Source organism: endosymbiont GvMRE of Glomus versiforme, from assembly GCF_003546845.1.
This window is the reverse complement of the sequence record NZ_NWVA01000002.1, coordinates 245551-268801: the sequence shown is the minus strand read 5'-3', so window position 1 is coordinate 268801 and position 23251 is coordinate 245551. Positions and strand designations below refer to the sequence as shown.

The following is a 23251-nucleotide window of genomic DNA, read 5'->3' as shown; positions in this document are numbered from 1 at the left end:
AAAATTAAATAACAATGCGTAAAAAAAGAAAAATTAAAAAATACCAACAACCAGTTGACCCTCGTTTTCCTTCTCCTTTGGTAAGTAAGTTGATTACCAAAATAATGCTAAAGGGAAAAAAAATCCAAGCTCGTGGGGTAGTTTATCAAACTTTTGCTTATTTGGAAAAGGAACTGAAACAAGACCCATTGGTTACTACTGAAGAAGCGATTAAAGAGCTCAAGCCAGAATTAGAGACCATAAAAATTAGATTAGGAGGAACCAGCCAATTAGTTCCTAAGGAAGTCAAGCCGGAAAGAAGTTTCTGCTTAGCTTTGAGGTGGCTAGTAGAGGCTGCCAGAAAAAAGACCCAAAAAAAAAGACGGAAAGGAATTGGTCGACCAATATTTTACTGTCTAGCTCAAGAAATTATGGAGGCCAGAAAAAAATCCGGAGAGGCTTTCAAAAAGAAAGAAACGGAGCAAAAGAAAGCAATCGAGAGTATGGCTTTTTCTTCACTAAATGCTTATGTTAGAAAAAAATAACGATTATTTAAGCAAAATTCGCAATATCGGAATTATGGCTCACATTGACGCCGGAAAAACTACTACTACTGAAAGAATTCTTTACCATGCTGGTAAAATCCGCAAAATTGGCGAAGTTCACACGGGGGAAGCCCAAATGGATTGGATGGCACAAGAAAAAAAAAGAGGAATTACTATCACTTCAGCTGCTACTACTGTTTTTTGACAAAAGCATCAAATCAACATCATTGATACTCCTGGGCACGTAGATTTTACTGCTGAAGTGGAAAGGTCTTTACGGGTTTTGGACGGAGGAATTGCTGTTATTGACGGAAAAGAAGGAGTAGAAGCACAAACTGAGACTGTTTGAAATCAAGCTGATAAGTACCAAATCCCTCGTTTAGTGTTTATTAACAAAATGGATGACGTAGACGATGTAGAAAATCGCTTTACTGCTTGCTGCCAAAGTTTAGAGGAAAGATTATATGCTAAATTATTAGTTTGCCAATTCCCTATCGGAGAATATCAAGGTATCGAAGGAATTATTGATTTAATAGAAGAAAAAGCTTATTATTTTTCGGGTGAACGGGAAGAAAATTATCAAACTAAGGAAATACCTACCCGTTTACGAGAAAAAGTCCAAACTTATCGACAAAATTTGTTAGAAAGAATTATTTCCTATGATGAAAAACTAGGTTTAAAGTATTTAGAAGGTCAATCATTAACTATCCAAGAAATAAAAAATTTAATTCGCAAGGCAGTACTTAGTGGAGAACATTTTGCTGTTTTTTGTGGCTCAGCTTATAAACATGTTGGAGTAAAATTACTTTTAGACGGAGTAATTGATTATTTACCTTCTCCTCTTGATAGCCATCAAATTACTGTACTTTCTAATCAAGAAGAAAAAGTTATTTCAACCTTTGATTACCCTCATTCTCTTGCACTAGCTTTCAAAATTATGAGTTTTTCCTTCGCTAAACTTACCTTTATTCGGGTCTACTGCGGAAAAATTTCTGCCAATTCCTATGTTTATAATATCAGTAAAGACAAAAAAGAAAGAGTTAGCCGCCTGGTTCGAATGCATGCTAATAAGCAAGAAGTAGTAAGTGAAATAAAAATGGGCGACATTGCTGCTGTAATTGGATTAAACTACACCAAGACAGGAGATACCCTGTGCAGCGAAAAAGAAGATATTCTATTAGAACAAATTAGTTTTACAGAGCCCGTCATATCATTAGCTATTGAATCAGAATCTACCCAAGACCAAAACAAATTAATCAAAAGTTTGCAAACTTTAGGAGAAGAAGACCCAACTTTTATTCATCATTATAACAAAGAAACAAGGCAAACAATTATTAGTGGTATGGGGGAGTTACATTTAGAAGTTTTAGTCGAAAGGTTAAAGAGCGAATTTGGAGTGGAAGTGAAGGTTGGTAAGCCACAAGTTTCTTATCGCGAAACTATTACCAAAAAGAAAGAAAATGTGGAAGGAGAATATATAAAACAAACAGGAGGAAGCGGACATTATGCCAAAGTTGAAATTACTTTTGAACCTAATGAGAGAGGCAAAGGATTTGAATTTATCGACATTAAAAGTGGTCAGGAGATGTCTAATAAGGATGCTGAGGAAGTAAAAAAGGGGCTAGAAGAAGCAATGTTATCTGGCTTGCTCTTAGGTTATCCTTTGCTCGACATGAAAGTTACTTTAATTGGAGGAAAAAGACACCCAGTAGATACCAAACCAGGAGATTTCAAAATGGCTGCTATTTCAGCTTTTCGTGGGAACGGAATAGAAGAAAGAAAAAAAAAAGCCCAAGACTTAGGAGTAATTTTATTAGAACCAATTATGAAATTAGAAGTGAGCAACGTTCCAGAAGAATATTATGGGGTAGTTTTAGCTAGCATTACCCAAAAACGAGGCACAGTCGAGAGCATTGAAAAAAAAAAAGAAACTTATCTTTTAAAAGCCCAAATACCTTTAGCCGAAACTTTTGGCTATTCCACTATTTTGCGCTCTTCAACTCAAGGAAGGGCTACTCATTATCTCCAATTTTCCCATTACCAAGAAGTCCCTCCATACGTTATAGAAAAGTTAGAAGAATAGGAATTAACTCAAAAAATTACTTAACTACTTTCTTCTCGGTTAAGCATTTTTTTGTATAAGTTATACAATTTTTCTAAACTTTCATCAGAGTTTAAGTTGGTCGTATTAATTTTCCAGTCAGCCGTTTTCTCTGCTGCTAAAATATTAGCTTGGTCTCGTAAGTCTCTTTCTTTTAAATCCTTTTTTACTTCGTCCAAGGTTAGATTTTTGCCTTCATTTTGAAGTTGAAGATGTCTTCTTTTTGCTCTGATTGTCAAATCAGCAGTTAGGAAAACTTTGATTTCTGCTTCCGGTAAAACTTTAAAAGTAATATCCCTACCACTGACTACAAAGCCTTTGCTTCTGGCTAAGCTTCTGATTAATTGGTAAATTATGAAACGTAATTCTTTAATCGGTGCAAACTGGGAAGCCAAATTGCCAATTTCTGGTTGGCTTAAAGTATTTTTTTGTTTTTCTAACTCTTGGAGGAAATTGGTAGGATTTGTTGCTACCTTTTCTTTTTGTTGTGAGCAAACACTTATAACTTTCTCTTTTTCTTGATAATTTACGCCATTTTCCCAGCAGACCTTGGCAAAATAACGATAAAATAGGCCACTGTCAATAAAATGATAATTGATTTTCTGCGCCAAAGTTTTCCCTAAGGTTGTTTTTCCCGAACCAGCTGGACCATCAATCGCAATATTAATTTTAGGCATTTAATTTATTTTTTAAGTTAAATCCCTTAACTTTTTTGCAATTTAATTGAAGACCAGCAATATATATTAGTAAAAAACTATAACAATATAAGCAAATTTAACTTATGGATGGCGTAATTTTAATTGATAAACCGCAAGGTAAAACTTCTCATCATGTTGTTCAAATAATCAAAAAAAAATTAGGAGCGCAAAAAGTCGGTCACGCAGGAACTTTGGACCCTTTAGCGACTGGCTTATTAGTTATTTTGATAAATAAAGCAACTAAATTAAGTGATCTTTTTCTCAATAAGGATAAAGTTTATGAAGTAGCAGTCCAGTTATTTGTTGAAACTAATACTGACGACATCACCGGAGAAATTATCAAAGAAGAAAAAATTAAAAACATTGAATTAAACCAAATTCATCAAACAATTGCTTTCTTTAATAATAATGAATATTGGCAAAAACCGCCTTTATATTCAGCCATTAAATTAAAGGGCAAGAAACTTTATCAATATGCTCGCCAAGGTTTAAAGGTAGAAATACCTGCTCGTTTAGTCAAGATTAATCATTTAGAATTGCTAGACTACATTCCCAAGCAAGGAATTATGAAATTGTTAGTAAATTGTAGTAAGGGAACTTATATTCGCAGTTTAGCAAAAGATATTGCTAAAAAATTAAAAACTATTGCTACTGTTAGCCAATTGCGAAGAATTAGTTCTGGTAACTTTCATTTACAAGAAGCAATTTTTTTAGAGGAAGTAAGTCCGGAAAAAGTTATTTCTTTGGAGAAAATAGGCATGATTAATTATAAACTCATGGCAATATTAAAAGATTAATTTTTGCCTTTAATAGAAAGTTGGAAAAAATTGCGGCAAATAACCTCAAAACAGAACCAAAAACAAAGTAAAAATACTTAAAAAAATATTAAAGTGCTGAGTTTCCTTGTTTCTTCTGAAGAAGATAACCAAACAATTATTAGTTTCCTCAAAAGAAGATTTAAAAATACCCCAATTAGTTTAATTTATAAGTTATTTAGAACTAAGAAAATCCAAGTTAATCAGCAAAATTGTCGTTATTATCACCACCGCTTAAAAAAAGACGACCAAATAACTATTAAAGATAAATGATTACAAGTGTCAACAAAGCAAAATTCTTTGCCTTTACGACCTGATTTGGATATTAATATTGCTTATGAAGACCAAAATATTTTACTAGTCTTGAAAGAACACAATCAAGAGATTTATAAAAAAAATGACCTTAATTGCTTAGATAATCAAGTTCAATATTACCTTTATCAGCAAAATCCCGAAAAATATCAACAACAATTACAAAATTTTTTTGTACCTGTAGCCCTTCACCGTCTTGATAAGTTAACCAAAGGATTAGTTATTTATGCTAAAAATGCTTCCAGCAAGAAAATTCTCTATAATTCTATTAACGACAAAAGCAAGATTACCAAAACCTATTTAGTTATTTGTGAAAATCAACAAAAAAAAATCATACCTTCTTTTATTCAAGGCTGGATTACCAAAAATGAAGACCAACAAAAAATGGAATTTAACATTCAAAAACCAACTAATAATTCCGAAACTAAACATTGTGCTTTAACCACCCAAAAATTATTTCAACAAGGCGTTTATCAACTGTATAAAATAACCTTGGATACTGGCCGCAAACACCAAATTAGGACCATTTTTTCTTTCTTTTTAAGTCCGGTAGTTGGTGATAAAAAATATGGTAGCAAAACAGATTTAAAAAATAAAATTCTTTTGTTTGCTTACCAATTAGAATTCAATAATTTACCTCAACCACTGGCTTATCTTAACAAAAAAAAATTCACCATTGATAAATTAGAAGAAGGTTTAATAAATAATATTTCCTCGGGAAAATGAAACTTATTTTAGCCAAGATTGTAAAAAATTAATTTTGCTGAAAACTTTACTTTTTTCTTTTTCGTCAAACAATAAAAGCAATTAGACCAATGACTAGAAGAGAAATCAAACTTCCAACTAAAATTTTTCCTTCGGTATTTCACTGATTTTTTTTAAATCTTATTTTTTGGTCTATAATCTCAACTGGTTTTTGTTGAGTCATGAATTCTCCCTGGCTAATTACTGTTGCTCAAAATCTATCTCCAAATCAACCTTTTTTTGGCTTAACTTCTATAACAAATTTATGTTCTTTTTCACCCAAATTAAAAACTACTGTTTTGCTAGTTTCTTTTTCTCATTCTATGACAAAAGTTTCGGTTTTTTCTAAATTGTAAAGTTTTCCATTTTCATCTTTAACTTGGAGTTGGATAATTAACTCTCTCTCTCTCTCTCTCTCTCTTTTTTTTTTTTTTTTCGTTGTTCATATATTATAATAAATTTTACATTATCCATGAAATTTTTTTAAAAGCCCACAGTTAAATTTAATAAATGAAAAAGTTGGTGTACTTGCTTATTTTTAAACCCAAAGATTGCACCAAAAATGAATAAGTCAATTTCTGTCATAGATTTTTTTTTTTGTTAAAAAATCTTTAATAATATGTCTTGCTCCATTCAAGCCCGTAAAAATAGCCAAAATCCCGAAAATAACTATATAAAACAAAAGCAAGGCTATATTCATATATATAAGGGAAATGGGAAAGGCAAAACTAGTATTCTTAATGGTATGGCAATTAGAGCACTAGGTTATGGTTTTAAAGTAAAATATTTACGCTTTTTGAAAAATCGTGAATCGGGGGAAATTTTATTTTTCCAAAAAAAAACCGAAGAAATGGAAATTGAAAGTTTTTATCACTTTTCTCAGAAATTTATTTGAGACATGAATAAACAAGAAGACAGGGAAATATTAATTAATAAATTTAAGGAAGAAACCAGAAAAGGTTTTGAAAGATTAAAAAAATTGCTGAAAGAAGACAATGTTGATTTAATTATAGTTGATGAAATACTGGGTTGCATTGAAAACCAGTTTATTAGCGAAGAAGAATTAGTTGAAGCATTAAAAAATAAAAAGGCACATATCGAAGTTGCCCTTTCCGGCAGGGAACCTAAAAAAGGCATAAAAAATCTCGAAAGTATTGCTGATTTAATAAGTGAAATTTCCTTAAAAAAACATTATTTCGATAAAGGAGTAAACGCTCGCCGAGGAATTGAATATTAGTTAACAATTATGAAATCTGACCAAAAAACTGAAAAACACAAAGAAGTTATCGAATTGCTAAAAAAACTAAGCAATTATTTAGAAAAAGGAGAAATTAATATTAAATATAACCAATGTGATAGTAAGTGCTGTACTTGTAAATATAAGAATGAACCAATTATTTGAGGTCTGCAATATATTAATGAAGATAAAAATATTAAAAAAGAAGTCAATTTAAAAAACTATTTAGAAAAACAAGAAAATTTATCTAAATCTTGCAACAAATTTGGATTAACTTTAAATGGCAAAAATTGATTAATGCCCGAAGCAAATCTCACTCTTTGAGTTTGTCCCTCCCCATCATTAAAAAAATGCGATAAGTGTAGCAAAAAAAAGGAGAACGTAATGTCCTCTAAATTAGAAGGTGATTCTTGAGGTGGCTCTTGATTGAATTATTGTCGAGAGTGTTCTTTTATGCGTTTGGAAGAATTAAGAACCAGTGGCTTTTTAGAAGAAACAGAATTATTGTCAAAAATTGGTCAATCTATTAACAATTATAACAAAAAACAAAAGAAAGAAAAAGAGTAATTAATCTTCTTTACACTTGACATTAACAACTATTTTTTTTTGCTTAACTAGTTCTTTGATATTTTCTTGAAATTCTTTCTGTTTTTCATTATCCAAGTTATTATCTGCTTCATCAAATAAAAAGATTTGAGCCTGTTTTTTAGTAATAAAAAGATTATTAATATTAGCCAATTGTCTTTGCCCGGTAGAACCAGTTTCAATTAAGTTGTCATGAGAAGCATAAGCCACATTGTTTTCTCGTCAATGCCTTAAATTAATATCTTGGTAGAGATTATAAATTTGTCCGTCTTGGCATTCGACTATTACTTGCCCTTTTTGAGGTTTAATTACTCCTAAAATTAAATAAAGAATAGTGCTTTTGCCAATGCCAATTTTACCAGTTAAGTGATTTATTTTATATATACAGAAAGAACGGTTATAATTTTTTAAAACTCAGTCTTTTTGCCCCTGATAATGAAAGTAGACATTTTGGAAAATTATGCTTTGGATTGGCTGATTATCAGTTAGTTTTATCCCAGTCAGATTATCATTTTTTTCTGGGAGAGAAAGGAAAGCATTAATACGAGAAGAAGAAGACTTATAATCACCATAATTTCATAAATAACCTAATTGGTAGACAAGATTATTAAGAAGCATTCAAATAGCACTCATCCCTCCTCCTATAAAAAAGTCTTTGTTTACTGCTAATAACAAAAAAGGAAAAAGATTAATTATTAGTTTTCAAGGAATAACGGTGCCTCCCAAACTAATACCGGAAAAGTAAACTTTCTTTTTTTGACTTTTTTTAGTTAAAATTTGTTGGTCTTTTTCATATTGAGAATTAAGCCCAGAACTTTCAATAAGCACCGAATTATTAATTTCTTTATTAATTAGCCCGTATTCTTTACTTACTTCTTTTTTACTTATTTTTCCATGCCTAAAACTTAACTTATTAAAAAACCAAATAACTAAATTAAAGACAATTACTCACAAAACTGCCAGAGGAAAAAATTTATCTTTTACGGCTTTTGGATTAACACTTCCATAAAAAATCAAAAGCAAAAAACTAAAACTTCCTTCATATATACTATTAATTAACTTTACTCAATGCTCTCCAACTACACTGTTTTCTATTTCTACTAAACTGTTGATTTCTTCTTTTTGTTTTATTTTTTCTTCTAAATTAAGACGATGAAATTTCCTTAACAAGCAATTTTTATAATAGTCGCTTACTTGAAATATTAATTTTTTTTCCCATCATTTACTTAGATAAAAAAATACGACATAAAAAAACAAGAGAGTTAATCCTAAAAAAATAAATTGTTGTTTGCTTAAATTTTTTATGAATTTTTTTAAAAGGGGAGGCAACAATTCAGCATAATTATTTAGTTCATTCTGTCGAGAAGAAAAGAGGTCTCAAAAGATATCAAACAATGGAGTTTGTAACAAAAGGGAAAAAGAAATAAAAAAAAAGCCTTTAATTATCGAAAGAGAGAACTTTTTTCACTTAATTTTTTGATAGAAATTTTTTTGGTTGATATTCACAATTTAGTTATAAAAATTTTTATTTGCTTAACTTAAAAATGACTAAAAACCAAGAATTTAAACAAAAAACTATTTTATTATATAATGCCGGCAAAACTGTTCTAGAAAAAACAGGTGAAAAACTTACCAAGGAGCCGCAACTTTTACTATCTCATAAGCAAAAAAACATTATACTTATAAATCCTCTTGAATGTCAAAAACAAAAAAAATTATCCTTCTTGGTTACCAAAAAACCGGCAAAACTACTTTTTACCGAAAATTAATTAGAAATTATGCTGTGAATCAAACACCAACTACAAAAACTAGTTCTTTGATTAATTATTCTGATTGTCTTATCCAATACAAAAGTAATTATTATTTTCTTATCGATACACCTTCTTTTATTCTTCATCCATGCACCGAAATCGAGCAAGCTGTCCAAAAACAAAACGAGGAATTACTTAAAGAAAGTGATTTAATCCTCTGAATTATCGACGCAAGCCAAGAAATAGACCAAGCCACAGAAAAGTTAAACAAGTATTTAAGGCAATTTTCTGCTCCAAAAATATTAATTTTAAATAAAATTGATTTAGGAGAACAAAAAGAATACCAAATTTACCTTTTTCAACGGCTGGGACAAAAACATCTTTACTCCTTTTCACAAAAAACTGCTAACTTAGAGGAATTAATGGAAAAAATTATTAGTCTTGTTCCTAGCCCAGATTTGCCAGAGGCAGAAAAAGATAATAAAATAAAATTAACTATTTTTGGCCCCCCGAATTCGGGAAAATCTACTTTATTGAATTATTTGCTGCAAAAAAATCGTTCCTTAGTCAGTTCAGTAGCAGGAACTACCCAAGAGCCAGTAAAAGATTATTGAAACTGACAAAACTGGTCCTTTGCTGTGGCAGATACGGCAGGAATTAGCAAATCCCTAATTCAGGAAAAACAAATCTACCAAGAAAACCAAAAAACTTTTCGACAAAGTGATTTAGTTTGAGTAGTAATTGATGCTACCTTACCTTTAACCAAACAAACTTTTCAAATTATCCATTTAGCCGAAAAACATCAAAAACCTTTAATTATTATTGTTAATAAATGTGATTTAATTGAAGTTAAACAAAAAAAAGAAATTCAAGAACAAATAAACGATAGATTAAAAAGTTTGCGTTATGTGCCGATTATTTTTCTTTCGGCTCTCCAAGGAAAAGGAATTAATTCTTTATTGAAAACTTTTGCCCTTTTGCTTGAAGAAGGCCAAAAACAATTTACCAAAAAACAACTTGCTGAAACAATTGAAAATATGTTCTCTTTTTCTTATAAAGGGGGTAGGTTAAAAATTTACTTCGTTAAACACCAGCCAGGATTAACCCATTATTTCATTTTTTTTGTTAATAATCCTAAATTACTGCATTTTTCTCATCAAAGATATATAATTAATTATCTACGGAAAAATCTTGTTTTATTACATTTACCAATCAAAACAGTTTTTAAAAAGTCATAAAGTGTAAATACAAGAAACACTATTTTGTGTTCTTTGTCCTTGGACCTTTTTATTAGACCAAATATAACCAATTCTTTCTAATTCAAAAAATCTAGCATTTTTTACGTTTATAATCTTTTTTTGCTAATATCAGTTAAATTACGCCGATAAATTTCTCCTTCGGCAAAAGAACAGTTAAAAATAAAAGTAAAAATTTGGCTAATTTGTTCTTCAAAAACTAATGAGCCATAAGTTTCAGAGAGAATTTGGTTAAGTTCTGGTGAAGAAAATGTTTCTCTCTGGTTTTTTAACTTTTGTTCTCGAATGATTTCGATATTTTTCCTGGCTCCGGGACGGTTAAGGGCTAAAATTAGCACCAAATCTGCAAAAGTTTGTGGTTGGAAGTAGTTAATTAATTCCCGAAAAGAAACAGTATCAAGTTGGGGAATACCGCTAACCAAACCATTACTTAATAATTTTCAAGCATTTTTGTCTCGAAGATTGCACTTTGGCAATTGCTCTTCGCCCAAAATCTTTTTAATTTCCTGTAAAGTTCCCAAACTAGTCAAATTGAGGAAGTCATATTTTTTTAGACCGAGGAAATTTAACTCTTTTTCTGAATAGTAGCTTATTAGGCAATCCTTGTCTGGTTGGAGCGGGAGTAATTGTGTTAAAGGCTTTTTTTTGTTTTCCGAAATAACAAAACCAGAAGCATGAAGGGAACTATTAAAATAAAAACTTTTGATTTTTCCTGCTAAAGCAAAGAGAGTAGAGAATTTGGTTTGTAGGGCTTTGGTTTTTAAGTCTTCTTTTAGAGTTTCATCTTTTACACAACTCATTATTTCTTTTAATTGATTCTCATCAATAATTGTTCTTCTTTTTCCATAGTTAATAATCTTAGCACTTTCTTGGAAAGCTTTTTTTCAACCTACTTTTTGCCGAGTGGCTACCCGAGCAATTTGGTTTCGACCATATTTGTTTTGTAAATAATTGATTACTTCTTTTTGATTCTCAATATCAATGTCAATATCTGGTGGCGACTTTCTTTTTTCATTTAAAAATCTTTCAAAAAAAAGGTTATATTCCAAAGGGTCAATTTTGGTAATTCCCAAAAGATAAGCGACCAAAGAAGAAACAGCACTGCCTCTTCCCGGACCAACAATAATATTTTGCTTGCGTAAATCATTGATAATATCGCTAAAAATAAGAAAATAGCGAGTATAACCTAATTTATTGATAATTTGTAATTCTTCTTCTAATCTTGCTTCATATTTCTCGCGCGAAGATTTAGTTAAATAAAATAGTGCTTGTTCACAACGAGATTTTAACTCCGTAAAATCATTTTTGTTGACAACCGACTTGCTGCTAAAAGAAAATTTCAATTCAATTCGGTGAAGGAAGTCTTTTAATCGAGTGAGGATAATTCCGTAAAACAACTTGTCGTTAGTACAAAAAGGAAAAAAATCTTTCTCACTGAGATAAGAAATAAATTTTTGGCGAGTGTCTATGGACAAGAAAGATTGAGTAAGCGAAGTTTTAAACAAGGATTCTAAAAGTGAGACATCTTCTTGAGCAAGAGTCTTAACCGCAAAGAAAGGTAACAAGTAGGGCAAAATATGAGCGGGTAATTCTTTTTTGGGTTCTTTGATATGAAAATCAAAACCAAGATAAATTTGGGAATTTGCTTTTTCCTTAGTCAAGAAAAACGACTGTTGAGAAAAATAAACAATGTCTTTTAGATTGTGAACTGAGAAAACTATTAGACAATTATTTTGGCAAGAAAGCACGTCTTCAAGCAAAAAAACTTGGTCTAGACTGCTGGCATTAAAGAGTTTTTTAATTAATTCCTTATAGGCACTGCCATTTTGGGGATAGATTGTTACTAAGCACTGTTTTTCACCAATTTTAGTAATTACTTTAATTCCAATTACTGGTTTAATTTTTCTTTCTTTACATAAATTATAGAAACGTAAGAATTCATAAGGATAATAGTCAGCAATTGCCAAATATTCACCATTATTTTTTATTACTCAATCAATAAGTTCAGACACTTTAATTAGGGAAAAAGAAAGATTAGAATTAGTTTGAACATTTAAATGTGGAACATAAAAAGAACCAAAATTGCTATTTACCATATAATGTTTTTTCATGGCATAAATTTTTTGAAATAACTTTTTAAGAAACTTTTGGGACAATTAAAAAGAATTAGGAAAATTCATTGTAGGGAATTCTGCACCACCTACTCAAAAAATATTATCAGTAATTTTTATCCATTTCAGAGTCAAAAATCACACAAAAATTCACCGCAACTTTTCTGTCTCTTTCACGCGCACATATTCATTATTATAGAAAAAACTAAAAAGTAAATTTATAAATTTGGTGAACCAAATTATATAAAAAAAATTTTTTGGTGTAAAATATATATATAAGGTAAAAAAAATATGTGAAAATGAACCTTCATCACTAGTGGACGAAAAGTCCAGCACCAGTAGGTGCGTTTAGTTTAATATTTAGTTAGAACACAAAAACAAAAAAAATGGTTAACTAGCCATAGCGAAGAATAGGAAAAGAGAAACTAGTTGGTCAAAGATACCCGTCAAACTGAAAGCGAGTTCGAGGAACATTTAAAAATGCCTGTGCTTTTGTATCCAAGCACAGGAAAATAAAAGTTGCTAATAGAAACTACTGCGGCTTTTTTTAGGTTTATTTCTAACAATCTTTTTCTTCTTGCTTTGTTCTTTTCCCAACTTCTATTATTAAGCCTTACTAGGAGAAATTTACAATTCAACTTTTACCACTTTAATATTTTGTATTTTGTAGTTATCAACTCGTATTGCCAAGTAAAAAACTATTGCTTGGTGAATAACTAAAATTTCCTTGTTTTTTTGGTAAAATTCCGTGCTAATAAATAACTTAAAAGTTGAACGCAAGTCAAACAAAGTCAAAAAAAATAAATTACCTTTTCTTTGTAGTTCTTGCACGATAGCATAAATTTGGATTGTTTCTTGACCATTTAGTTTCTTAAGGTTAGCAGAAAATTCTGCAAGGGATTGGATTGGCGTAGTTTTTTTTTTTTCTTTTCAAAATGAAAAATAACTAAGATAGATGTTTCAAGTTTCCCATTCTTTCTTATTTATATCGCTGTTTAGGGACATGCTTTGGGTCAAATCTTTTTGGTTGTCTTGCTTTATTTGAATTCAATCCAAGGTTGGCAAAAATCGAGAGGTGGTTAGAAAAGTTTGCTTTAATTGACAATAACGAAGAATAATTTCGCTATTTTCAAGTAAGAACCCGGTGCTTATTTTCAAGTTGACAAATAGACCATTTTCAATTCAATGTTGAAAAGTAGTCAACTCAATTTTTTTTCAATGACTACTTGTGCGGTGAAGAAAATCTTCCCAATCACGAAACTTTCCTTTTTTTTTTCTTTCAGTAATTATTGCTTCAAAAAAAGCCGACTGGAAGTTTTCCAAATTAGCAAAACCCATCTGTAAAATTTTACCCCTTTGGTTTCATTGAATTTCAGAAAAGTTGATATCAGGACCTTGAGGAATAAAACCAAAAAAAATGGCCTCTCGAAGATAAGCCAAAGTTTTTTCGGAAGAATTTACACAATTATTGAAGAAATAGGTAATTAGAGAGGAAAAATAATTAGCTTTCAGAAAAGCAAAATAATAACTTAGATAACTGTAAGCAACAGCATGCGATTTGTTAAAAGTATAGGCACTGCTGTTGACAATTTGCCCCCATAATTTTTCACTTTCTGCTTGGGAAAGTTTTTTTTGGCACTGGTGGAGAAAATTTTTTTTAAAATTTTCTACTTCTTCATTAAGTGATGGAGAAACAATTTTGCTGTCATTTTTATCCATGAATTATAATGTTTTTTTACGATTAGAAAACAACTAGTAATGACTAACTTCATTTTTGATTTCTAATAAAATAAGAAATTTTAGACAAATATTTTTTCCGCAGAAAAAGAGGCAAATGTCTTTCCTAGTTACGAACGCCAGCGTGAATTTATAAGCAAATTCTCCTTGGATTAATTTAAAAGTTTCTAATTATTCTTTATCTTCCACCATAGAAAAAAGCATTAGTATTTTCCTGTATAGAAGCCAACAAATTATTTTTTTGTTTACTACTCATTTTTAAGTCTTTTTTTTTTATTCCTAGTCTTCTAATTTTTCTTCTGTTTGAACTTTTTCTCTTTTTTCGTCAATAAAAAGTATGCCAGATTTCCTAAACTCTTTAATTAACCATTTTTTTCTATCGTCAATATCTTTTGGGAGCAAGACTGATTTTTCAAGCAGATTTAACTCATTTTTTTCGTGTTGTAAGCAAGTATTTTTTCCATACTCTTCTTTCTTCTTTTCTCATACTCATATTTTATTGCTAACTGTAATATTTTGTTCTGAACTTAAAAGAGTAGCGTTTCCAAGGGAAAAAAGCTTTTCTTTTTTTTGCTCTTCATCTAAAACCGTCCATTCGGAAATTAATCATCATTCATTGTCGGGAGTTTTAGGAAACATATGTTCTAGCTGCAGTTCTGTGGGAACGAATCCTTTGGGCAAAAATTTCAGATAAAACTTGATTAGAAGGAACTTAATTTCTTGGTCCGATAACTTCTGTTTTTTTCTAACCTCTTTTCTTTTAGGGTGATGATTAATGGATATAATTGCTTTAAATACTTAGAGCCTCCTAAAATTTTTCTTTCCAAAACTGGTAAATAAAAATGCTTTCCTCAGAATTCTGGCGTAGGATTTAAAATTTCTTTGTAAACTTTACTTATTTTAACAACTTTATTTCATAATTTAAAATAACTTATTAAAATCCATTTTTTGTTTTTTTATATTTACTCTTTACCAATTAATTTTTGGCAACTCTCTAGTTTTTTTTCAATTTCATAGTCAATTAATTTTTGACATATTTCTTCTAAATCTCCTTCTATAACGTGTTTAAGTTTATTTCAACTCGTTCTTAAACGGTCATCAGTTACACGATTTTGTGGATAATTATAAGTGCGAATGCTTTCAGCTCTTTCTGAAGTACCAATAGCCGAAGAACGTAGACTACCAATTTCTTTTTCTTGTTCTTGACGATATTTTTCGAATAAACGACTTTTTAAGACAAACATAGCTTTTTCCTTGTTGTCATGTTGACTACGACCAGCTTGAGAAGTAGCGATAATTCCCGTTGGTTTGTGTGTGATCTTCACCGCAGAATCAGTAGTGTTAACGTGTTGTCCTCCACTACCACTGGAACGACAAGTTTCAATTTTTAAATCTTGGGGGTTGATCCTGACAGTAATATCTTGGATTTCAGGTAAAATGACAACACTAGCGGTGGAAGTTTGCAAGCGTCCTTTGTTTTCGGTGACTGGAACTCTTTGAACACGATGAACCCCAGCTTCATTTTTTAAATATTTATATACTCCCTTGCCTTCAACAAAAAAAGAAACAAAAGAAAAGTTACCTAAACTATTTGCACGAATTTCAATTTCGTCTTCTTTCACCTTCCAGCCTTTATATTTTTTGGCAAATTTAATATACATGTAATATAAATCACTAGTAAACAATCCTGCTTCTACCCCCCCTGTTCCGGGACGAATTTCTATCAAGACTTTTTGGATATTTTTTTCTTGACCAATCAATTCTTGTTTAATTCTTTCGATAAGGGCAGTTTTTTTTGTTTCTAATAAATTTACTTCTTGCTCTAAAATATTTTGGCTTTCAGGGTCAATTGTCTCTTGTTTTAAGGATTGATATTCTTTAATTTCCTGACTAATTTTATCATAATCACTTTTAATTTTTAAAAAAGGAGTAAGTTGGTTATTTTTGATTTTTGGGGAAAAGGAAAAATCGAGAGGAGAAGTGACTTCCTTTGGTTCTAATTGCTGAAAAAAGTTAATTATTTTTTTTTCTAATTCAGCATTACTCATATTATTAATTTTTGCTATTTTTCAAGAGAAGGCAATGTTGGTTTTATTTTTATAGACTAATTAAAAATTAGGTGAAAAGACAATAACTATTTTTTCCTTAATGACATAGATTTCAGCAATATTTAAAAATTTCGTAAATGGAGGGGACTAAGGGATTTGAACCCTTGCATACGAAGTATAACAGTTTTCAAGACTGTCGCCTTAAACCACTCGGCCAAGTCCCCTTATTAGATTTTTTACAAAAAAAATAATATATGAATAAATATGGATATTGTGATTATTGTCATAAGCCCCTAGGAAAGAAAAGTTATTCTGCAATAAAGATTACAGTAATAAGAGGTTTTGAGGAATGAAAAAGAGAACTAAGGGGAGATTTCTGTTCTGTTGAATGTCACGAAAGATGGTCTAAAAAAACAAATGAGGAATTTATGAAGGATTTCGTTAAATGATTTAAAAGCCAAAATATCAAACAAATTACTCTAACTTCGGACGGAAAATTAAATATTGAATACCATGATAGCAAACCAAAAGAAGAATTATCCTCCAATTCTCTAAATAATCATCAACATAAGCAAGAACTTACGAGTGTTAAAAGTTATTTACAAAAAACTAATCGAAATAGTTTTAACGAGCAAAAGTTAAATGATTTAGAGAAAAAATTAAACGACACCTTAGTTAATAGTAAGTTTTCGTCTAATGAAAAACCCCAAGATTACAAAATTTTATGGCTTAGTTTAGGAGGAATAGGATTATTAGGTGTTGGAGGATTAATTGGTTGATTGTTGACAAGAAAACACAGAAATTAATAATTTAAACGAACTGCTAGATGGATAAAAACAATATGTAAACCCAAGAGAAAAGGATTGTCGACGTTTTACTGATTTATTTTATCAACAATTTAAAAATCAGTTAATTGCTCCTATAATTCAGTGGATAGAATGCTCGTTTCCTAAACGGGTCGTCGGGAGTTCGAATCTTCCTAGGAGTGCCATTTTTAAAAAACTAGCAAAGTGTGTTTATAATTAAATTTAGTTTATTTTAAATAACTCTATTTTCCTTGGCGTAGTTTTATTTAATTTCTTTTTAAGAAAAAATTTCCAAATAATAATTATTATGAACCAAAGGCAAGTCAAAGAATTTATTTTCCACTTTCTACTTTGCTTTTTTCTCTCTTTGTTTTTTACTATCTTGATTTTAGTAATAAGCGATAATGACAGTGTTTCAAAATTAAATTTTTATCATTGATTATTGATTTTAATTTGGCTAATTTTTGCTTCTCTCATTTATGCTTTTTGCCATATTTCTTTCCTTTCTCAACATTATAAACGAATTAACCGATTATGAAAATACAAACCTTATAGGAATTTTATCTATGGCATTTATGCTGTTTTATTTCTTATTTGTTTTATCTATTACTTAGCAAATGTGGTTAAATAAATATTATTTTTCTTTTTTATTGCTTTGTTTTTTTCTTTTTTGACTTATTAGTCGCTGGCAAAGTATTCATTTTTTGGGTAAATTTAGTTTCTCGCAAAACAGAAATAATTATTTCTCCGGGTACAATAATTTGTTCACGAATTTTGTTTTGAATAGCCTCGGAAACTTCTAAAAGTTGGTAATCACTAACTTTTTTGGCATTAACAATTACTCAAATTTCTTTACCGGCTTGAAAAGCATAAATTTTCTCTACTTCAGAAAATTCTTTGGCTAGTTTTTCCAAACTTTCCATTCGGGCAATATAAGCTTCTAATTGCTGACCCCGAGCACCCGGACGAGCAGCAGAAAGAGTATCGGCTGCCATTACAATAAAAGAGTAAGGATTATCCGCTGGAAAATTCCGATGATGGGAAGCAATAGCATTAATAACTACCTCTGATTCTTTGCATTGTTTAGCAATAATTACCCCGCTGGTGACATGAGAAAGACCGTCATCCTCAACAGATTTGCCAATATCGTGAAATAAGCCGGCTCTTTTGGCTAAATTAATGTCTAAACCTAATTCGGCCGCAATGCCAGCAGCCAACTTAGCAACTTCTAGACAGTGTTCTAAAACATTTTGCCCATAACTGGTACGAAATTTTAATTTACCTAAATGTTTAATTAATTCAGGATGAACCGAACTAATTTGTAGCTCGTGTAAAACTTCTTCTCCGCTCTGTTGAATAATCTCGTCAACTTCTTGGCTTACTTCTTGGAAAATTGCTTCCATCTGGAGCGGACTAAATTTTTGTTCGTTAATTAATTTTTGTAAAGTGTGAGTGGCAATTTCTCGCCGTAAAGAATTAAAACAAGAAATTTCAATTATTCATTCTTCTTTTTTTTTGCCTTCTTTTGGTTTGCGATGAGAAACTTCATTTTCAGAATTGAATAAGAGGTCTACTCCGGTTAATTTGCGAAAAAAATTGATATTACGACCGTCTTTGCCAATAATTCGTCCTACTGTTTTACCATCATCAACTTTTAAATGGTTAACAGTTTTGCTATATACTAATTCCGAACTATATTTTTCTAATGCTAAACAAATAATTTTGGTGGTTTCTTCTTTAACTTTTTCTTGATTGTTTTTAATTTCTTTTTGAGTTTTCTTATCTAAATCCTCTTTAATTTTTTCTTTTAGACGTGAGAAAAGTATTTCTTTTGCTTCTTTTTTGTCCATTTGGGAAACTTCGTAAAGTTTTTGTTCGGCTTCTTGTCGCAATTTGTTAATTTGGCTTAATTGATTGCTATTTTCTTGTTCTTTCTGATATAATTCTCTTTCTTTTTCTTCTAATCGTTGTTCTTTTTGGTCGCATTTTTTAATTTGTTCGGCGATTACTTTCTCTTTTTGGAGTAGTTTTTCGCTTAAATTAGTTGTTTTTTCTTCCTCTTTTTGGAGACTTTTCTTTTGTATAGCAAGAGAAGTTTGGGCTAAGCGAAGTTTTTCTTCTCTAGTTATGAGATTAATTTCTTTTTTTTGTTGTTGAATTTGAGTTTTTTTTAATTTTTCTTGCTGGTTAGCCAATTTTTTTTGTCAAGACCAAAAAATTAAAGACAAAATTAAAGTTAAAACTGCTAGGAAAATAATAATAAACTTGTCAATACCGAAATCCATTAACTTAGTCCCCCTCCTAAAAGTAATTTTCGTAGTTCGGTAGTATTTTCAGCAAAATTAACGGTTAGTTTTTGTTTAATTTCAGGATAAACTACTTGCTGATAATCCTCGGCTTTTTTTCATTCTTTACGTTTTTCATCACGATTTTTTATTTCTCGGGACAAAAGATTAGGAGAAGATTGATATTTGGAAAGCACCAAGCGGCTAATTCCTTTTTCAGTAGCAGCAATAGTTTTTCCTCTTAAACCCGCAATTGTTAGAACGACACCAGCAGGTAAGTTAACTTCTTGCTCGTTAATTTTTCCTTTTCTTTCTTTTAAATTAACAACTCCGGTGGCGGCTACGGCTTGGTTAATTGGTTTTTGGTGAATAGTTCCTAACAAACCAAGATAATAAGCAACTCCGATTGATTTTCCAATTACATTTCCGTATTGTATGTCGCCTTCTTTACCAAAATTTTCGGCTCCGATACAACTCAATACCGATATCTCGTAATTGTTGGAATTAATATTTTCCTGTTGGAAAGCGAATTTGACTAGTTTTTCAACATATTTTAGCGTGTTACCGTAAGGGCTAGCACCGTGTATTTTTCTGTCAAAATTAATAGTTGGAGTAGAAGATTTTCGTGCTATAAGTATTGTTTTGCTTGATATTCCTAATTCTTCATTTTCCATTTTTTTCTTTCAAGCATTTTTTTCTTCTTCGGACATAGTTTTTCATTTTTCAATGACCGAACAAGGAATACCAAGAAGATAAGATAAAGTATTAATAACTCCAATACTTTTTTCGGCTTTTAAGTTAGGAATAATTTCTGGTGGTAAGTTTCAGTCTCATAATTGTAAAATATCATTTCAATGATAACCTTTTTTTCAGAGTTTAATTATGTATTCTTGGGGAATTTGCCTTCATTTTATTAAATCCTCATTTGATTTTTGGTTATCATTTCAGAGAGACATTTCACAAAGACTCTTTTTATTTATTAGATTTTGTTCGTTTAAATAAGGACACTGTTCTTTATCAGTAGGAGATATTTCTTGCGTTGGTTGATTAGTTTCAGGGTTAATTTCTTGTTCGCTTGGTGGTTGCTTGTCATTTTCCGAGGCGGTTTGTTCTTGCTGGTTTTTATGTTTAGATTTTTTTATAAAAAGAATAATTGCTATCAATAAAAATATTGCGATAATTCCACTAATTATTAAAATAAGAAAGCGTTTTTTGGTGTTTTTAGGTTTGTTTTGGTTGTTGTTTAATTGATTTTTTTGGTTCATAATAGTTTAAAATTAAAAATATGAAAAAGATAGAGGAAAAATTAAAAAAAATATTAAATGCAAAGAATAAGCCTTTGGTAGGCAACAATCGTTCTTTCTCAATGATAGCTACCAAAAGGAAGTTTCGAGGGAACATTCAAAAGTTTAAAATTGGCAATAAAACTTATAAAATACGAGTAAAAGATTTTCGTTCTCTCCGTTCGTATTAAACTTTTAGTCGTACTTGAACTCCCCGAGAAATTTCCGGATGCTCACCTTTTAAGCCAATTTTGTTTAAATCAGCAAAAGAAGTATCTATAACCTGGATTAAGCGGCGGTGCATTATTCTGCCGAGGTGTTCTTGGGATTTTTTATGTTTATGCGGAGACTTCAAAACGGTTTCTGTTTCTCACTGGTTTGGTAAATATACTTTACCCTTCGCATTAAATTTTATTTTAGTATCTAAAAGTTTGCGGAGAATTCAAGCCGTCGTTACTTCTACTGGTCGAACATCAAATCCTTCAATTAGAATATTTAATTTACTACTCATTTTTTTCTATCTTTATAGTTATATTTTTACAGAAAATCAAAAAAAACATGCTTGACATTATTTACCACGACCAAAACTTGTTATTAATTAATAAACCAAACAATTTATCCGTTCAGAAAACTAAGGACTATACAGAAAGTTTAGAAGAAATTTTAGTTAAATATGAACCATTGCTTACCTCTGTTCCCCGCTGGGGAATAGTTCATCGATTAGACCGACAGACTACTGGTTTACTTTTAGTGGCCAAAAGTTCAAAAAGTTTTAATTATTTAACCACTCTTTTCAAAAAAAGAAAAATTCAAAAAACTTATTTAGCACTAGTTGAAGGAGTTTTAGTTAATGAAAGCGGAGAAATTACTTTTTATGAGCAGAAAAAGTTTCCGAAAAAGGGAAAAATTAGGATGGATTTAAATGCTCAACAAGGCAAATTGGTCCAGATTTCTTTTCAGGTCATTGAGAGATTAAATAACTATACTTTTTTAAAGATTTTTCCTCTAACTGGTCGAACTCACCAAATTCGGTTAGCCTTTCAAAAGATTAATCATCCAATTTACAACGACCCGCTTTATGGTCAAATTTGTGCTAATCCCGAAATCGGTCAATTTTTACACGCTCACAGTTTAGAATTTTTTGGTCCAAAGAAAGAAAAATTTTTTTTCCAAGCACCATTGCCTGATTTTTTTCAGAGTAAACTTAAAGAGTTAAAAAGCAAGATTTGAAACAAATATTCCTAATTTTTTTCTTTTTCTTCTAAAATTTAACTGTTATGTCAAACTCTCTCACTTTTCAAATAAGTTCAGAAAATAATGCTCTTCAAATTTTAAAAGCCACTGGGATGCGACTCGGTTTAAAAATAATTGATGACTGATTAGAAAAAGGTAATGGCAATCCGGTAAAAAACACTCAACATGATTATGTTTTTCGCGTAAAAGTAATGCCTTTTTGACTCTCTTTAAATGGAGAAAAGAAGAAAATTGAAACCATTGACTTTTTTTGCCAAAATCATATGGGTATTGAATTTTTATTAAAAAATGCCTTGGAAAATAATCAGGTCTTTAACTTAAAACAAAAAGATTTTATGAATGGAGAAAGGGTTAATTTTTCCAGCCTTTGACCAAACACCTTAGTAGTTTATTGTAATAGTTTAGAATATGGAAGAAGCAAAGAAGAAAACGAAGAAATAAAACAAGAACGAATTATTTCTGATTTAGAAATTGTTTGAGAAAAAATTACTCCGGTTAAAAAAGGATATTGTTTTGATATATCTCCTCGGACTTTTACAATAAATGGTGAGCAAATTACTTGTAATAAAATATTTTGACATCCACATTGGCTTGGTTTAGATTGAGATTTTGCCAAAAGATTAACTGAATGAAAAAATGTTGGTAAAAAATTTATTTTAGAAGGGACTCGATTAGGTAGTGGTGATTGACTTTCCGTAAAAGAAGGTAATGCTTTGGTAATTAGTGATTATAAGGAAAGTGCCCTTGAAGAAGAACTTCAATTTGAATTTTATGAAGAAAAACTAAAAGGAGAAGATGACCGTTGATTGGAAAGAAAAGCCGAATTAAGAAAAATCCCTGGTTGAGAAGTATTGACTAACAAACAAAGACACGAATTCTGAAAAAGAACTGAAAATGAGGAATTAAATACTTTTTTACATTTAATAGAAGACGCCATTCAAGAGAAACAAAAAGAGTTTAATCAAGACCAAAAACAAAATAACAAACCAGATAGTAATCTACAAGAAAAGCACATAGTAATAAGTTCTAAGCAATCTAAACCTTCTTCCTCTCCTTCTGATTTTCCTTGAAAAATAGTGATTTTCGCTGCTTTAATAACTGGCTTTTTAGCCATAATAACAGTAATAATTATTCGTTCTCGGCGAAAAAAATAAATATAGGCAATGAATAAAATTATCAAAGTAAACAACCACGCAGTTGAAGAAACATTAAGAACCATTGAAAGCGATAAAGAACGTTATCCGGAATTATGAGAAAAAATTAGTGGTGAAAAATTGAGTAAAGAAAAAGATAAAGATGCTAAATTAAAATTAGTTGGAAACTTAGAATTCGTTAATTTAACAAAAGTGGAAAGCCCCAAACTTTTAACTGAATTAAGCGAAAGAATAAACCGGGGAGAAATAAGATTAAGCGTTTTTGATTGTTGCTATTTAATGCGTTGTTTTAATTTTATTCGCCAGCAAATAGAGGAAGCAGAAAAGTCTAAGGAAAAGGAAAATAAACAGCCAATTTCGCAGATTCCAGTAAGTAATTTAGATATGTTAACAATAATGATATTACACTTGCTGAAAAAAGATAATTTGCTTTGCCCTAATCATAGTAAATTTATGGAAAAAATAGATAAAAAAGAAGTTGAAACTTCAAAAACTGAAGAAAAAGAAAAGAAAGAAGAATAAATTACTACTATGGCATGCTTTTTATTCG

General features: G+C 30.4%; 23 protein-coding genes and 2 tRNA genes. 14 read left to right on the top strand and 11 right to left on the bottom strand.

All coding sequences use genetic code 4. The features are described 5' to 3' along the window. Nucleotides 1–14: 14 nt before the first annotated feature. Together GvMRE_RS04960 and fusA are read left to right on the top strand one after the other, a co-directional pair. On the top strand, nucleotides 15–524 hold the full coding sequence (locus tag GvMRE_RS04960; RefSeq protein WP_147410161.1) for an uS7 family ribosomal protein: 510 nt from the start codon (nucleotides 15–17) through the stop codon (nucleotides 522–524). Next, complete coding sequence (fusA, locus tag GvMRE_RS04955) at nucleotides 508–2607, top strand: elongation factor G (RefSeq protein ID WP_147410160.1); 2100 nt, start codon at nucleotides 508–510, stop codon at nucleotides 2605–2607. Before GvMRE_RS04960 ends, fusA begins: the two co-directional genes overlap by 17 nt. A 20-nt stretch (nucleotides 2608–2627) precedes the next feature. Here the strand turns inward: fusA and cmk are convergent, their stop codons facing one another. Beyond that, nucleotides 2628–3302 carry a (d)CMP kinase gene (gene cmk / locus GvMRE_RS04950; protein ID WP_147410159.1) on the bottom strand — a complete coding sequence of 225 codons (675 nt, stop codon included), beginning with the start codon at nucleotides 3300–3302 and terminating at the stop codon, nucleotides 2628–2630. A gap of 104 nt (nucleotides 3303–3406) precedes the next feature. On the opposite strand from cmk, the gene truB reads away from it, so the two are divergent. Together truB and GvMRE_RS04940 are read left to right on the top strand one after the other, a co-directional pair. Beyond that, entirely contained in the window at nucleotides 3407–4120 is a 714-nt protein-coding gene (gene truB, locus GvMRE_RS04945) for a tRNA pseudouridine(55) synthase TruB (RefSeq protein WP_147410158.1), read from the top strand. Nucleotides 4121–4213: 93 nt separating this feature from the next. Beyond that, nucleotides 4214–5188, top strand: coding sequence for a pseudouridine synthase family protein (locus tag GvMRE_RS04940; protein ID WP_172575269.1), 975 nt, complete (start codon nucleotides 4214–4216; stop codon nucleotides 5186–5188). Nucleotides 5189–5222: 34 nt separating this feature from the next. On the opposite strand, the gene GvMRE_RS04935 is transcribed toward GvMRE_RS04940, so the two are convergent. Beyond that, a complete protein-coding gene (locus GvMRE_RS04935; protein WP_147410156.1) occupies nucleotides 5223–5477 on the bottom strand; it encodes a hypothetical protein in 255 nt (84 codons plus the stop codon). 336 nt (nucleotides 5478–5813) lie between these two features. Here GvMRE_RS04935 and GvMRE_RS04930 point away from each other — a divergent pair, with 336 nt between their 5' ends. Next, entirely contained in the window at nucleotides 5814–6431 is a 618-nt protein-coding gene (locus tag GvMRE_RS04930) for a cob(I)yrinic acid a,c-diamide adenosyltransferase (RefSeq protein WP_147410155.1), read from the top strand. A 9-nt stretch (nucleotides 6432–6440) separates the two neighbouring features. Continuing rightward, complete coding sequence (locus GvMRE_RS04925) at nucleotides 6441–6998, top strand: hypothetical protein (RefSeq protein ID WP_147410154.1); 558 nt, start codon at nucleotides 6441–6443, stop codon at nucleotides 6996–6998. On the opposite strand, the gene GvMRE_RS14125 is transcribed toward GvMRE_RS04925, so the two are convergent. Continuing rightward, the gene (locus GvMRE_RS14125) at nucleotides 6999–8522 is read right to left on the bottom strand and encodes an ATP-binding cassette domain-containing protein (protein ID WP_216361618.1); all 1524 of its coding nucleotides are present in this window, start codon (nucleotides 8520–8522) and stop codon (nucleotides 6999–7001) included. 23 nt (nucleotides 8523–8545) lie between these two features. On the opposite strand from GvMRE_RS14125, the gene GvMRE_RS13550 reads away from it, so the two are divergent. Together GvMRE_RS13550 and GvMRE_RS04915 are read left to right on the top strand one after the other, a co-directional pair. Further along, nucleotides 8546–8785: a hypothetical protein gene (locus tag GvMRE_RS13550; protein ID WP_172575268.1), complete on the top strand. Its 240-nt coding sequence runs from the start codon at nucleotides 8546–8548 to the stop codon at nucleotides 8783–8785. Then, nucleotides 8713–10005 carry a GTP-binding protein gene (locus GvMRE_RS04915; RefSeq protein WP_147410153.1) on the top strand — a complete coding sequence of 431 codons (1293 nt, stop codon included), beginning with the start codon at nucleotides 8713–8715 and terminating at the stop codon, nucleotides 10003–10005. The genes GvMRE_RS13550 and GvMRE_RS04915 overlap by 73 nt, the downstream gene beginning before the upstream one ends. A gap of 107 nt (nucleotides 10006–10112) precedes the next feature. Here GvMRE_RS04915 and GvMRE_RS04910 read toward each other — a convergent pair whose 3' ends face one another. The 5 genes from GvMRE_RS04910 to GvMRE_RS04890 form a co-directional block, all read right to left on the bottom strand. Next, nucleotides 10113–12119, bottom strand: a complete 2007-nt coding sequence (locus tag GvMRE_RS04910) for a PHP domain-containing protein (protein WP_172575267.1) — start codon at nucleotides 12117–12119, stop codon at nucleotides 10113–10115. A 642-nt stretch (nucleotides 12120–12761) separates the two neighbouring features. Beyond that, a complete protein-coding gene (locus GvMRE_RS04905) occupies nucleotides 12762–13853 on the bottom strand; it encodes a helix-hairpin-helix domain-containing protein (protein ID WP_147410151.1) in 1092 nt (363 codons plus the stop codon). 297 nt (nucleotides 13854–14150) lie between these two features. Next, nucleotides 14151–14510, bottom strand: a complete 360-nt coding sequence (locus GvMRE_RS04900; protein ID WP_147410150.1) for a GmrSD restriction endonuclease domain-containing protein — start codon at nucleotides 14508–14510, stop codon at nucleotides 14151–14153. 323 nt (nucleotides 14511–14833) lie between these two features. After that, nucleotides 14834–15919 carry a PCRF domain-containing protein gene (locus tag GvMRE_RS04895; RefSeq protein WP_147410149.1) on the bottom strand — a complete coding sequence of 362 codons (1086 nt, stop codon included), beginning with the start codon at nucleotides 15917–15919 and terminating at the stop codon, nucleotides 14834–14836. A gap of 138 nt (nucleotides 15920–16057) precedes the next feature. Further along, nucleotides 16058–16143 (bottom strand) — tRNA-Ser (locus GvMRE_RS04890). Between the two features lie 30 nt (nucleotides 16144–16173). On the opposite strand from GvMRE_RS04890, the gene GvMRE_RS04885 reads away from it, so the two are divergent. After that, nucleotides 16174–16725: a hypothetical protein gene (locus GvMRE_RS04885; RefSeq protein WP_147410148.1), complete on the top strand. Its 552-nt coding sequence runs from the start codon at nucleotides 16174–16176 to the stop codon at nucleotides 16723–16725. A gap of 109 nt (nucleotides 16726–16834) precedes the next feature. After that, nucleotides 16835–16910, top strand: a tRNA-Arg gene (locus tag GvMRE_RS04880). 462 nt (nucleotides 16911–17372) lie between these two features. Here GvMRE_RS04880 and GvMRE_RS04875 read toward each other — a convergent pair. Both GvMRE_RS04875 and GvMRE_RS04870 read right to left on the bottom strand, forming a co-directional pair. Next, entirely contained in the window at nucleotides 17373–19010 is a 1638-nt protein-coding gene (locus tag GvMRE_RS04875) for an Rnase Y domain-containing protein (protein WP_147410147.1), read from the bottom strand. After that, nucleotides 19010–20275 carry a hypothetical protein gene (locus tag GvMRE_RS04870; protein WP_147410146.1) on the bottom strand — a complete coding sequence of 422 codons (1266 nt, stop codon included), beginning with the start codon at nucleotides 20273–20275 and terminating at the stop codon, nucleotides 19010–19012. Before GvMRE_RS04870 ends, GvMRE_RS04875 begins: the two co-directional genes overlap by 1 nt. Before the next feature lie 20 nt (nucleotides 20276–20295). Here GvMRE_RS04870 and GvMRE_RS04865 point away from each other — a divergent pair, with 20 nt between their 5' ends. Next, a complete protein-coding gene (locus GvMRE_RS04865) occupies nucleotides 20296–20484 on the top strand; it encodes a large ribosomal subunit protein bL28 (protein ID WP_147410145.1) in 189 nt (62 codons plus the stop codon). On the opposite strand, the gene GvMRE_RS04860 is transcribed toward GvMRE_RS04865, so the two are convergent. Then, entirely contained in the window at nucleotides 20481–20804 is a 324-nt protein-coding gene (locus GvMRE_RS04860) for a 30S ribosomal protein S10 (RefSeq protein WP_147410144.1), read from the bottom strand. The two genes, GvMRE_RS04865 and GvMRE_RS04860, sit on opposite strands and share 4 nt — an antisense overlap. A 47-nt stretch (nucleotides 20805–20851) precedes the next feature. On the opposite strand from GvMRE_RS04860, the gene GvMRE_RS04855 reads away from it, so the two are divergent. Genes GvMRE_RS04855 through GvMRE_RS04845 form a run of 3 tightly spaced genes read left to right on the top strand, consistent with a single transcriptional unit; the run spans nucleotide 20852 to nucleotide 23223 of the window. Next, nucleotides 20852–21538 (top strand): RluA family pseudouridine synthase, encoded by a 687-nt coding sequence (locus GvMRE_RS04855; protein ID WP_147410143.1) that lies wholly within the window; start codon nucleotides 20852–20854, stop codon nucleotides 21536–21538. A 32-nt stretch (nucleotides 21539–21570) separates the two neighbouring features. After that, on the top strand, nucleotides 21571–22701 hold the full coding sequence (locus GvMRE_RS04850) for a hypothetical protein (protein WP_147410142.1): 1131 nt from the start codon (nucleotides 21571–21573) through the stop codon (nucleotides 22699–22701). 9 nt (nucleotides 22702–22710) lie between these two features. Next, complete coding sequence (locus GvMRE_RS04845; RefSeq protein ID WP_147410141.1) at nucleotides 22711–23223, top strand: hypothetical protein; 513 nt, start codon at nucleotides 22711–22713, stop codon at nucleotides 23221–23223. Nucleotides 23224–23251: the final 28 nt, after the last annotated feature.